The sequence below is a fragment of the Streptomyces sp. PU-14G genome (assembly GCF_041028275.1).
Classification (GTDB): Bacteria; Actinomycetota; Actinomycetes; order Streptomycetales; family Streptomycetaceae; genus Streptomyces.
This window is the reverse complement of the sequence record NZ_JASKYT010000216.1, coordinates 1-12611: the sequence shown is the minus strand read 5'-3', so window position 1 is coordinate 12611 and position 12611 is coordinate 1. Positions and strand designations below refer to the sequence as shown.

The 12611-nt window shown below is 74.0% G+C and carries 8 protein-coding genes and 1 riboswitch; of the genes, 1 reads left to right on the top strand and 7 read right to left on the bottom strand.

What is annotated here, in order from left to right:
* Window positions 1–37 precede the first annotated feature (37 nt).
* The 4 genes from AB8Z75_RS22745 to cobG form a co-directional block, all read right to left on the bottom strand.
* On the bottom strand, window positions 38–1690 hold the full coding sequence (locus AB8Z75_RS22745; RefSeq protein WP_369204862.1) for a PH domain-containing protein: 1653 nt from the start codon (window positions 1688–1690) through the stop codon (window positions 38–40).
* A 122-nt stretch (window positions 1691–1812) separates the two neighbouring features.
* Window positions 1813–3351 carry a precorrin-3B C(17)-methyltransferase gene (gene cobJ, locus AB8Z75_RS22740; protein WP_369204870.1) on the bottom strand — a complete coding sequence of 513 codons (1539 nt, stop codon included), beginning with the start codon at window positions 3349–3351 and terminating at the stop codon, window positions 1813–1815.
* A 101-nt stretch (window positions 3352–3452) separates the two neighbouring features.
* The gene (locus tag AB8Z75_RS22735; RefSeq protein WP_369204868.1) at window positions 3453–4079 is read right to left on the bottom strand and encodes a precorrin-8X methylmutase; all 627 of its coding nucleotides are present in this window, start codon (window positions 4077–4079) and stop codon (window positions 3453–3455) included.
* A 34-nt stretch (window positions 4080–4113) separates the two neighbouring features.
* Entirely contained in the window at window positions 4114–5643 is a 1530-nt protein-coding gene (cobG, locus tag AB8Z75_RS22730; RefSeq protein ID WP_369204866.1) for a precorrin-3B synthase, read from the bottom strand.
* Between the two features lie 104 nt (window positions 5644–5747).
* Window positions 5748–5820: riboswitch (cobalamin riboswitch) on the top strand.
* 163 nt (window positions 5821–5983) lie between these two features.
* On the opposite strand from cobG, the gene cobN reads away from it, so the two are divergent.
* Window positions 5984–9799 carry a cobaltochelatase subunit CobN gene (gene cobN, locus AB8Z75_RS22725; RefSeq protein WP_369204864.1) on the top strand — a complete coding sequence of 1272 codons (3816 nt, stop codon included), beginning with the start codon at window positions 5984–5986 and terminating at the stop codon, window positions 9797–9799.
* Between the two features lie 82 nt (window positions 9800–9881).
* Here the strand turns inward: cobN and AB8Z75_RS22720 are convergent, their stop codons facing one another.
* From AB8Z75_RS22720 to AB8Z75_RS22710, 3 genes are all read right to left on the bottom strand, one after another.
* Window positions 9882–10538 carry a response regulator gene (locus tag AB8Z75_RS22720; RefSeq protein ID WP_369204860.1) on the bottom strand — a complete coding sequence of 219 codons (657 nt, stop codon included), beginning with the start codon at window positions 10536–10538 and terminating at the stop codon, window positions 9882–9884.
* On the bottom strand, window positions 10535–11953 hold the full coding sequence (locus AB8Z75_RS22715) for a sensor histidine kinase (protein ID WP_369204858.1): 1419 nt from the start codon (window positions 11951–11953) through the stop codon (window positions 10535–10537). The genes AB8Z75_RS22720 and AB8Z75_RS22715 overlap by 4 nt, the downstream gene beginning before the upstream one ends.
* Window positions 11954–12027: 74 nt before the next feature.
* Window positions 12028–12611, bottom strand: a 584-nt coding sequence (locus AB8Z75_RS22710; RefSeq protein ID WP_369204856.1) for a cytochrome P450, incomplete at its 5' end; no start/stop codon positions are given.

Sequence of the window (12611 nt, the reverse complement as noted above, 5' to 3'; positions counted from 1 at the left end):
GGTGGAGGGAGGAGGGKGGCGGGTGTTCCCCGTGCGCCTAAGCGTTCCCGGGTGCTCCCGTCCCGGCCACCTGCTCCCTGCCCGCCGTCAGTTCGTGGACGAGGCGGGCCAGGTCGGCGGGGGCGGCGGCAAGGCGAACCGGTGTGCCCGCGTCGTCCAGTTCGGCGACATGCCAGCTTCTGGGCACCGTGTCGCCGTCGTCGCCGCGCACCCGCCGCACTCCCGTGACGGTGAGCCGCTCGACGGGGACGTGTTTCGCCGCGAACCGGCCGGGGCCCGGGTGGGGTGTCACCGCGAGCGGGCCGCCGCCCCCGAGGACGATGTGGGTGCCGAAGTGGTGCGGGTTGTAGTCGGTGTGCTCCAGGAACCGCGCGGCCAGGAACACCTCGCCGCTGCCCTTGCCGCCGTTTCCGCCGTTCCGTTGCGCACTGCCCGCGCTCCCTGTACTGCCCGCACCGCCTGTGCCGCCTGCGCCGGGCAGGCCGAGTGCGCCCGTCTCCTTCGGTGTACGGGTACGGGTCACGCGCCAGGCCCAGACGAACAGGCCCAGCGTGACCAGGGAACCGGCTGCCGCCCACGCCATCGTCCCGGGAACGAGCGGGGCCGTCGGGTGGAAGTAACAGAGCGGCAGGAGCCACAGGGCCGTGCCGAACAGCACGCCCACGAACGGGGCGACCGAGGGCAGGACGTCGTCGTCGGGCAGTCGGCGCGCGCGCAGGCGCAGCAGCACCCGGGCGCCGGGCCAGCCCGCGGCCAAGGCGAACGCCGCCGCGATGACGGCCACGTCCCCGGGGGGTGTGATGTGCTCGCGCCACACCTGGTGCTTTCCGGCGACCTTGCGTATCTCGCGGTGCCAGAGGGTCAACTCGACCTCGTCGCCCGCTTCGAAGCCCACGGCGGCCTCGCGCGAGACGGCCAGTCGCTTCACGGGGCGTCCGTCGGCGAAGTACAGCCAACTGCTCTGCCGGGGCTGGTGCGCCTCGGTCCGGTCGATGACGGCCGGCAGGGTGGCCAGGCAGGCGGCGCGCTCGGCCGCGGGCGTCCGGGAGGTGCACGGGGCGGCCGACTTCCAGTCCTGCTCGTGCGAGGCGGCGGCAGGCACCCACCACGCGGCCACGCCCGCGCAGGCGAGCAGCACCGCGCACAGTGTCACCGATCCGGCCGGCCCGTGCCCCGCGGTGCGCTGTGTGACGACCGGGAGGTGGTGCGTCGCAGGGGTGCCGAAACGGCGGTGCAGCGCGCGCAGCGCGTCCAGCGTCGCGTCGAAGTCCGTGGTCCCGTCGGGTCCGCCGCCGTACGGCAGCGGAAGGAGCCGCTTGCGCCCGTCGTGCAGTACCAGGCCGACACGGCGGAACTCCCGGTACCGGTAGCCGCCCTGGTACTTCAGCCGTACGTGCAGGTCGGCGATGTCGGCCCACGGCACGCTGCGGCGCCGCAGCAGCGTGCGGGAGTGCAGGCCGTACGCGTCGGCGCGCAGCCGGGCGGTGGCCCCGTGGAGCGCCGGCATGCCCAGTAGCGCCAGCAGCAGTCCGGCGGCGCCGAGCCACACGCCCACGCCCCCCTCCAGGAGCGTGCCCCCGTACCCCAGGCACACGACGGCCGACACCGCTCCCGCCGCGCCCAGGCCGGCGAAGTACCACAGGGCGCGCTCGTGGGGAGGGCGACAGGACACCTCGCGCGTCTCACTCATGTCCGGCATCATGCCGCCGGCGGGGCCCGGGCGCCTGTGCGGTGTGCGGCAACGTACGGGCTCCCGCCGTTGCCGACGCCGCACCCCCGGGGGCGCGAGGCACTCAGGCCTCCGGGTGCTGCTCAGGCCTCCGCGGGCTGCTCGGGCTCTGCGTGCTGCTCGGGCTCCGGGTAGCGGCGCGGAGTCCACACGCTCGTCCGCTCCCCGCCCGTCCGCTCCCCGCCCGTCCGCGCCCTCGTCTGCGAGGACCCGACGATCAGCAGGGTGCGCATGTCGACCTGCTCGGGATCGAGTTCGGCGAGGCGTACGACGTGCACCCGCTCCCCCTCGCCGCCCACGTCGCGGGCGACGACGACCGGCGTGTCCGGCGCCCGGTGCTCCAGCAGGACCTCGCGCGCCTTGCCGACCTGCCAGGTACGGGACCTGGAGCCCGGGTTGTAGAGGGCGACGACCAGATCGGCCGCGGCAGCGGCCCGCAGGCGCTCCGCGATGACCTCCCACGGCTTGAGGCGGTCCGAGAGGGAGAGGACGGCGTAGTCGTGACCCAGCGGCGCACCCACGCGGGCCGCCGCGGCACTGGCGGCCGTCACACCCGGCAGCACGCGTACCGGCACGTCGGTGTACGGCGCCTCGGACGCCGCCTCCACCACCGCCGTCGCCATGGCGAACACCCCCGGGTCACCGCCCGAGACGACGGCCACCCGGCGCCCCCGCCGTGCCAACTCCAGCGCGAACTCGGCGCGCTCGGCCTCCACCCGGTTGTCGGAGCCGTGGCGGCGCTGGCCGTCGTGGCGGGGGACCCGGTCGAGATAGGTGGTGTAGCCGACGAGGTCGTCGGCGGCGGCCAGCGCGCCCCGCGTCTCCGGCGTCAGCCACAGCGGCCCGGCGGGCCCGGTCCCGACGACCACGACCTCACCAGTCGCGCCTGCGGCCTCGGCGGCACGGGCGTCGCGGGCGCCCACCTTGCTCGGCAGGACCGCCACCGAGAAGTACGGCACCGCATCGGCGTCCACGTCCGCCACCAGCCCGGTGCGCTCCCCCTCCATGGTGGCGCGCTCGACGTAGCGGGCCTCGGCGAGCCGGCCCGAGCGCTCCAGCGCCCGCCGCACCTTGGGGAAGGTGCGGCCCAGTTTCATCACGGCCACCGCGTCGCTGGAGGCGAGCCGTGCGGTCAGTTCCTCCTCGGGCAGCGTGCCCGGCAGGACGGTCAGCGCCTCCTCGGCCTCCGTCAGAGGTGTGCCGAGACGGGCTGCCGCCGCGCTCACGGAAGTCACTCCGGGAACGACCTCCGTGGGGAAGCGGTGGGCCAGCCGCTTGTGCATATGCATGTAGGAGCCGTAGAAGAGGGGATCGCCCTCGGCCAGCACGGCGACGGTACGTCCCGCTTCCAGGTGCACGGCCAGCCGCGCGGAGGCCTCCGCGTAGAACTCCTCCAGTGCGCCCCGGTATCCGCCGGGATGGTCGGTGGTCTCCGTCGTGACCGGGTAGACCAGTGCCTCCTCGACATGGTCCGCGCGCAGGTACCGGGCTGCGATGGACCGGGCGATCGAGCGCCCGTGCCGGGCGCTGTGGTAGGCGACGACATCCGCCTCGGCGATCGCCTCCACGGCCCGTACGGTCATCAACGACGGGTCGCCGGGGCCGAGTCCGACGCCGAGCAACCGCCCGGTGCCACCGGCGGCGTACCCGCCACGCGTTCCGCCGCTCTCGGCATCCGGTGGGGTGGGCTCCTTGCGGGGGTCGTCCGGGCTCGTCACCGGGCTCACTCCTCCTCGCTGGCGATGGCGTTGAGCGCGGCCACGGCCAGGGCGCTGCCGCCCCGCCGTCCGTGCACGATCAGGTGGTCGAGCCCCGAGGGATGCTCGGCCAGTGCCTGCTTCGACTCGACCGCGCCCACGAAGCCGACGGGCACCCCGATCACCGCTGCGGGCCGCGGCGCGCCCTCCTCGATCATCTCCAGAAGCCGGAACAGCGCGGTGGGCGCGTTGCCGACGGCGACGACGGCTCCCTCCAGCCTGTCCCGCCACAGTTCGAGGGCCGCCGCGGTGCGTGTCGTTCTCAGCTCGGCCGCGAGAGCGGGGACGCGCGGGTCGGCGAGGGTGCAGAGCACCTCGTTGTCGGCCGGCAGCCGTCTGCGGGTGACGCCACTGGCGACCATGGCGACGTCGCACAGGATGGGCGCTCCCGCGCGCAGCGCGGTGCGGGCCCGCGCGACGGCTTCGGGCGTGTGGGCGAGGTCGCGTACGAGGTCGACCATGCCGCAGGCGTGGATCATCCGCACCGCGACCTGACCGACGTCGGCGGGCAGCCCCGCCAGATCCGCCTCGGCGCGGATGGTGGCAAAGGACTGCCGGTAGATGGCGGCGCCGTCCTTCTCGTACTCGAACACTGTTGGTCTGCTCTCGCTCATCGGGTCGCGTCACTCATCGGGTCGCGTCACTCGTCGGGTCGTCGGGACAGGTTGTCCACGGGGTGTGGCCGCGGGCCGCTGCCACGGTGGCGGCGAGTTCCGGGTGCGCGTCGCCGTAGTCGCCGTAGGGGACGAGGGGGGAGGGTGCCGGCTGTGTGCCGTGTGCCGAGACGGTCGTCACGCGGTAACCGCCGGCCTCCGCGACCACGTCCACATGGTCACCTCGCGGACGGCCGCACCGTCGTGCGCAGCCCGACCAGTAGACGGGCAGCCCCTGTCGGTCTCTTCGGGAAGCGTCCGAGGGGCGGGCGGCCGTTGGCGTCGTGTGAGCGGTCGCTTTCGACAGGCAGGAGGCCGCGTCAGTGCGGACGTCCGCCAGCGCCTTGCCGCAGCCCGGCCGTCCGGTGCATGCCCCCACTCCGCGCCACGGCGATGCGGGATCGGTGACCAGACCGGCGGCGCCGAGCGCCGCCAACGCGCCCTCCGCCGCCTCGTCCGCGACCCCGGGGACGACGATGCCGCGCCACGGCGTCACCCGCAGCTCCCCGGCGCCCTTGTGGCGGGCCGTACGCGCCAACAGCCGCCACTGGTCACCGTCCAGACGCCCCAGCGGCGCCAGGACGGACAGTGCGACGCCGCGGTCCCCGGCGGCACCTGAGCCGCCGCCCGCCCTGACAAGGCCCGGTGCGGGCCCCTCCGGTGGCGGGGCCGCCGCCCCCTGCGCCGGGGACGGCGGAAGGGGGACGGTACGGGCGGCCGGTCCGGCACGTTCCGCCGCGCGGCGCACGACGAGGCCGCGGCCCTCCGGCGGGAGGTCGCCGATGCGCCAAGCCCGTTCTCCGTGCTCGCGGACGACTGCGCAAAAGGCCTCGGCGGCGGCGAGCGCGGCGAGGGGGGCGTGCTCGCCGGGGACGCGGAGTACGTCCGCCGCTCCACCCCCGCGCTCGCCCTCGTGACCGCCCACGCGCAGCAGCGCGTCCCCGTCGCGCAGCGCGAGCAACGTCACGTCCGCGCCGAGCGCCGACACGTCCCCGCGCCCGTCGTCCAGTGCGAACAGGAAGCGTCCCGACAGTTCGCTTGCCTCTTCGCTCGCGCACAGAAGCCGGTCCAGCTCGACGAGCCAGGAGCGCACGTCGCGCCCTCCTGCGCCGTCCAGTCCCGACAGCGGCGAGGCCACGATGTTGCGCACCCGCTCGTGCGTGACGGACGGGAGCAGCCGTGCGGCTTCCAGCAGCCGTCCCAACTCGTCCGCGGACTGCGCGGACAGCCCGCGGAGTTGCAGGTTGCCGCGCGAGGTCAGATGCAGGTCGCCGTCGCCGAGGCGCAGTGCGGCCTCGGCCAGCGCCTCCGCCTGCGCGGAGTCCAGCACCCCGCCGGGCACCCGTACGCGTGCCAGCGCCCCGTCGTCCGCGTGGTGCAGCCGCAGCGCTCCCGGGCACGCGTCCCCGCGCGCACGGGGCGCCGCGCAATGCGTTGCAGCAGCAACTGTCGCGGCGTCCGGAGCGGACGAACGAGAGGGGGTCAGGACCATGGCGGCGAGCATACCCACCGCCAAGGGCGCCCTCCCGCACGGAGCCGAAGCCCCGTACGATGCCTGCTGAGCGCGTACCGCCCGGTCCGCGCTCATCGCCGGCGACGGCGACTGGGGAGGAAGCCGGTGGAAATCCGGCGCGGTCCCGCCACTGTGAGCCCGGCCACGAGCCGGGTGAGTCAGGAACTCCCTTCCCCGGGCTCTCAGCTCCTGCCCCGGCCCTCGGTCGGGAGGAGCCCAGGAGCAGGGGAGACCCATACCGATACCCGGGGCGTGGACACCCCGAGGAAGGGCCGACCGCAGCATGCTGCTCTCGTCACGCGACGCCGCACAGGGTGACGTCACCCCGCGGGTGATCCTCCTCCTCTCGACCTCCGACACGGACCTGCTCAGCGCTCGCGCCGCGAACGAGGCGGCGGCCTCTTCCCGGTCCACGGACACCCCTTCGGACAGCCGGGACGGGGTGACGTACCGGTACGCCAACCCGTCCCGGCTGGCCGAAGGGACGCTGGAGGAGGAGCTCGGCGCGCTTCTCGACGGTGTCGACCTCGTCGTCGTCCGTCTGTTGGGCGGTATCCGGGCCTGGCAGCAGGGCGTCGACCTGCTCCGCGAGAGCGGCCGTCCGCTCGTCGTCCTGACGGGCGAACAGGCGCCGGACGCCCAGCTGATGGCGGCGTCGACGGTGCCGATCGGGGTGGCGGCGGAGGCGCACGCCTACCTGGCGCACGGCGGCCCGGCGAACCTCACGCAGCTGGCCGGGTTCCTCTCGGACACGGTCCTGTTGACGGGGCACGGCTTCGAGCCCCCTGCCCCGGCGCCCTCATGGGGTGCCCTGCGGCGGGAGCCGGGGCCGCACGCGGCGGCACTGCCCGCTGACGCGCCGACTGTGGCGGTGCTCTACTACCGCGCGCACCACATGAGCGGCAACACGGCATTCGCCGTGGCGCTGTGCGACGCGATCGAGGCGGCGGGCGGCAGGCCGCTTCCGCTGTACGTGGCGTCCTTGCGCACGCCGGAGCCCGAGCTCGTCGAGGAGTTGCGTGCCGCGGACGTGATCGTCACGACCGTGCTGGCGGCGGGCGGCGCGGGGGGCACCAAGCCGGCCGACGCGGGGGCGGGCGGCGACGACGAGGCGTGGGACGCGGGCGCTCTCACCGGTCTCGACGTGCCGATCATCCAGGCGCTGTGCCTGACGGCGCCCCGCTCGGACTGGGAGCGCAACGACGAGGGCGTCTCACCCCTCGACGCGGCGAGCCAGATCGCGGTGCCGGAGTTCGACGGCCGGCTGATCACCGTGCCGTTCTCCTTCAAGGAGATCGACGAGGAGGGGCTGCCCTCGTACGTCGCCGATCCGGAGCGGTCGGCGCGGGTCGCGGGCATCGCGGTGCGGCACGCCAGGCTGCGGCACATTCCGGCGGCTGAGAAGCGGCTGGCGCTGGTGTTGTCCGCGTACCCGACCAAGCACGCGCGTATCGGCAACGCGGTGGGCCTGGACACCCCGGCCAGCGCGATGGCGCTGCTGCGGCGCCTGGTGGCGGAGGGCTACGACTTCGGCCCGCCGGAGGACGTCCCGGGCCTCGTGCCCGGGGCCGGCGCCGCCCCCGCAGAGGAGGGCGGTACTCGTTCACTCGTCACCCCCCAAGGCGGTGACGACCGCGCAACACCCCCCGGGCAAGCCGCCGCCGAGGGCCCCGAAGCCGACGGCGGTGGCGAGCACGAGGGTGACGCGCTCATCAAGGCGCTCATCGACGCGGGCGGTCACGACCAGGACTGGCTGACCGAGGAACAGCTGTCCCGCAACCCGGTGCGTATCCCGGCGGCGGACTACCGCCGCTGGTACGCCACGCTGCCGCGCGAACTGCGCGACGCGGTGGAGGAGCACTGGGGCCCGCCGCCGGGCGAGATGTTCGTCGACCGTACGCACAACCCCGAAGGCGACATCGTGCTGGCGGCGCTGCGCCGCGGCAACCTGCTGGTCCTCATCCAGCCGCCCCGCGGCTTCGGCGAGAACCCGATCGCGATCTACCACGATCCCGACCTGCCGCCTTCGCACCACTACCTGGCCGCCTACCGCTGGATCGCCGCCCCGCGGTCGGAGGGCGGCTTCGGCGCGGACGCGATGATCCATCTGGGCAAGCACGGGAACCTGGAGTGGCTGCCGGGGAAGAACGCGGGTCTGTCCGCGGCCTGCGCGCCCGACGCGGCGCTGGGCGACCTTCCCCTGGTCTACCCGTTCCTGGTCAACGACCCCGGCGAGGGCACGCAGGCCAAGCGCCGCGTGCACGCCACGCTCGTCGACCACCTCGTCCCGCCGATGGCGCGCGCCGACTCCTACGGGGACATCGCCCGGCTGGAACAACTGCTGGACGAGTACGCCCAGATCTCCTCGATGGACCCGGCGAAGCTGCCGGCGATCCGGGCGCAGATCTGGACGCTGATCCAGGCGGCGAAGCTCGACCACGACCTCGGCATGCAGGAGCGCCCGGACGACGAGGGCTTCGACGACTTCCTGCTGCACGTCGACGGCTGGCTGTGCGAGGTGAAGGACGCGCAGATCCGCGACGGGCTGCACGTACTGGGTACCGCGCCCGGCGGCGAGGACCGGGTGAACCTCGTGCTGGCCATCCTGCGCGCCCGCCAGATCTGGGGCGGTTCCCACACGCTGCCAGGCCTGCGGGAGGCACTGGGGCTGGACGAGTCGGCGGCGACCCGCACGGCCTCGGACGAGGCGGAGGAGCGGGCCCGCGCCCTGGTCGAGGCCATGGAGGCGGCCGGATGGGACCCCGCCGCGGTCGACAGCGTGGCCGCCGGGCAGCCCCCGCAGGTCGCCGGCATCCTCACCTTCGCCGCCCGCGAAGTGGTGCCACGGCTGGACGCGACGACGGACGAACTGGACCACACGGTGCACGCGCTGGCGGGCGGTTTCGTTCCCGCCGGACCCTCCGGCTCGCCACTGCGCGGACTGGTCAACGTCCTGCCGACGGGCCGCAACTTCTACTCCGTCGACCCGAAGGCCGTGCCCTCCCGGCTCGCGTGGGAGACGGGCCAGGCGCTGGCCGACTCCCTCCTGGAGCGGTACCGCGGGGACAACGGAGAGTGGCCCACCTCCGTCGGCCTGTCCCTGTGGGGGACGAGCGCCATGCGCACCGCGGGCGACGACATCGCCGAAGCCCTGGCCCTGCTGGGTGTCCGCCCGGTGTGGGACGACGCCTCGCGCCGGGTGACGGGTCTCGAACCCGTCCCGTACGAGGAACTGGGGCGCCCGCGCATCGACGTGACGCTGCGCATCTCCGGATTCTTCCGCGACGCGTTCCCGCACACGGTCGGGCTGCTGGACGACGCGGTACGCCTGGCCGCCGGACTGGACGAGCCGGACGAGGTGAACTTCGTGCGCGCCCACACCCGCCAGGACTTGGCCGAGCACGGGGACGAACGCCGCGCCACCACCCGCATCTTCGGCTCCCGCCCCGGCACCTACGGCGCGGGCCTCCTGCAACTGATCGACTCCCGCGACTGGCGCACGGACGCGGACCTCGCCGAGGTCTACACCGTCTGGGGCGGCTACGCCTACGGGCGGGAGCTGGACGGCCGCCCGGCCCGCGAGGAGATGGAGACCGCGTACAAGCGGATCGCGGTGGCCGCCAAGAACACCGACACCCGCGAGCACGACATCGCCGACTCGGATGACTACTTCCAGTACCACGGCGGCATGGTCGCCACCGTGCGCGCCCTGCGGGGCACCGCGCCCGAGGCCTACATCGGCGACTCCACCCGCCCCGAGACGGTGCGCACCCGCACCCTGGTGGAGGAGACGTCCCGCGTCTTCAGGGCCCGCGTCGTCAACCCCAAGTGGATCGAGGCGATGCGCCGCCACGGCTACAAGGGCGCCTTCGAACTGGCGGCGACGGTCGACTACCTCTTCGGCTACGACGCCACCACCGGCGTGGTGGCCGACTGGATGTACGACAAGCTCACCGAGGCCTACGTCATGGACGAGGCCACCCGCGGCTTCCTCCAGGAAGCCAACCCCTGGGCGCTGCACGGCATCGCGGAACGCCTCCTGGAGGCCGAGTCCCGCGGCATGTGGGCGAAACCCGATCCGGCCGCTCTCGAAGCGCTGCGCCAGATCTACCTGGAGACGGAGGGGGAGCTGGAAGGCGACGAGTGACGCCCGGGCCCGGGCGGACCCCTCTCCTCCGCCCGGTGTCCACCCGCCGGTGTCCACCCGCCGGTGTTCACCCGCCTGGTGTTCACCCGCCCGGTGTCACCAGGCCCACCTCGAAGGCGAACACCGCCGCCTGCGTACGGTCCCGCAGCCCCAGTTTGACCAGGATCCGGCTCACGTGGGTCTTGACCGTCGACTCCGCCACGATCAGGTGCTCGGCGATCTCCCCGTTGGAGAGCCCCTGGGCGACCAGCGCCAGCACCTCGGTCTCCCGCTCGGTGAGCTCCTCCACGCGCTCCTGCGCCTGCGGGCGCGGGCCGCCGAGCCGGGAGAACTCGGTGATCAGCCGCTTGGTCACCGTCGGTGCCAGCAGCGCCTCGCCCGAGGCCACGACCCGGACCCCCTCGGCGAGCTGACCGGTCGAGGCGTCCTTCAGCAGGAAGCCGCTGGCTCCGGCGCGCAGCGCCTGGTAGACGTACTCGTCCAGGTCGAAGGTGGTGAGGATCAGCACCTTCGCGCCGGAGTCGACGGCGACGATCTCCTTGGTGGCCTCCAGGCCGTTCATGCCGGGCATGCGGATGTCCATCAGCACCACGTCGGGCCTCAGCTCGGCCACCTTCGCGACCGCCTCCTCACCCCCGGCCGCCTCCCCCGCGACCTCGATGTCCGGCATGGCCCCCAGCAGCACGGAGAACCCCTCGCGGACCATGACCTGGTCGTCGACGATCAGAACCCGGATCATGCCGCCTCCTCCCCGGCGCCGCCGCCCGCCGCGGGCCGCGCGGAGCCACCCGCTTCGGCCGGCGCCGTCGTCGCGGCAGGCAGGAAGACCGCCACCTCGAAGCCGCCCTCGGGCGTGCCGGCCGCGGTCATCTCCCCGCCCAGCACCTGCACCCGCTCCCGCATGCCGAGCAGCCCGTGCCCGCCGCCGGCCTGCGGCGCCGCGGGCCGCGCCGCACCACCGGGGTCCGTCGGCCGCTGCTGCGGCGCCCCGTTGACGACCCGTACGCCCAGCCCGCCGAGCACGTAGGACAGCTCCACCCGGGCCGGGGCGCCGGGGGAGTGGCGCAACGCGTTGCTCAGCGCCTCCTGCACGATGCGGTACGCGGACAGCTCCACGCCCTGCGACAGCGGCACGACCGCGCCGGTGACCACGCTCTCGATCTCCAGACCCGCCGAACGCACGCTCTCGTAGAGCGCGTCGAGGTCGGCGAGGGTGGGCTGCGGGGCCTGCGGCGCGTCGTCGGCGTACGCGTCGGGGTCCTCGGCCCGTACGACACCGAGGATGCGGCGCAGCTCGGTCAGTGCGGCCACGGCGTTCTCCCGGATGGTGGCGAACGAGGTCGCCAGCTCGGGCGGAGGCTCCGCCACCCGGTAAGGGGCGGCCTCCGCCTGGATGGCGATGACGGACATGTGGTGGGCGAGCACGTCGTGCAGCTCACGGGCGATGGTGTTGCGCTCCTCCAGCAGCGTACGGCGGGACCGTTCGCGCGCGGTGACGGTCTCCGTCTCCACCACGTGCTGCCGCTCCTGCCGCCACGCCCGGACGGCCGCGGCGGTCACCAGTGCCACGGCGGCGAACGTCGCGATCGAGGGCAGCGCCGTCATGACGCCGCCGGTCAGCTGCGCGAGCAGCGTGCTGACCACCACCGTGACCAGCCACATCTCCGCCGCGAGCCGGGGCCGCGTGCGCAGCACCACGAACACCATCACGAACAGGTGCCCCGCCATCGCGATCTCGGTGCGCGGCTCGGTGAACGAGTACAGCCCCGCCGGCAGACTGAGCACCACCGCGAACAGCGACATCCAGTACGCCCCCACAGGGCGGGAGAGCACCATGGCCATGGACACCGACATCAGCACGGTGAACACCAGGTCGAACAGCGCACCGGAGCCGCCGAACTTCACGGTCATGGTCGTACAGACGAGGAAGAACAGCACCGCGGCGGCCAGCACAGCCCCGTGCGGCAGCCACCGCACGTACCGGCCCAGCCCACCGGGCAGCCGCTTCTCCCAGCGGGCCACCCACCCGGCTTGGAGCGGAGGCAGCGGCCGGTATCCGAACGGATCGGACAGCAGATCCCCGCGCAGGTTCGCGAACCCGTTCCGGGCGAACCGGGCCTCCGGGCGGACATCGTTTCGGTGCGTCTGCGTCATACCGCCACGCTATGCAGCAGCCGACCCGGGGGGCGTCCGCACAGAAGATGATCCGCTCGGGTCCCTCTCAAGTACTACCCCAGGCGCACAGGAAGCTCCACGAGGCCGCGGAGGAGGGTGCTGGAGCGCCAGGTGAGGGCGGCCGGGTCGGTGGCGAAGGCCAGCAGGGGACGGGCCGCCAGCAGCCGCCGCAGGGCGATCACTGCCTCGGCGCGGGCCAGGGGCGCGCCGAGGCAGTGGTGCACACCGTGACCGAACCCGAGATGGCCCCGGGCACGGCGCCGGATGTCGAAACGGTCGGGGTCGGGGAAGTGGGCCGGATCGCGGGAGGCGGCGGCGAGGGAGACCAGGACGGCGTCGCCGGCCGCGATCCGGGTGCCCGCCAGCTCCAGCGGCTCGGCCGCGAACCGGAACGCCGCCGCGTGGACCGGCGAGTGGTACCGCAGCGACTCCTCGATCGCGCCCTCGACCAGCTCGGGCGAGCCGCGCAGCAGCTCCAGCTGGTCAGGATGGGCGAGCAGACCGTGCAAGGTGCTGGAGATCAGGTTGACCGTCGTCTCGTGACCGGCGACGAGGATGAGGAAAGCCATGCCGAGCAACTCCGCGGAGTCGAGCCCCTCCCCCCGGCCCTCGCCCGCCCGGTCTGCGCCCGCCCGGT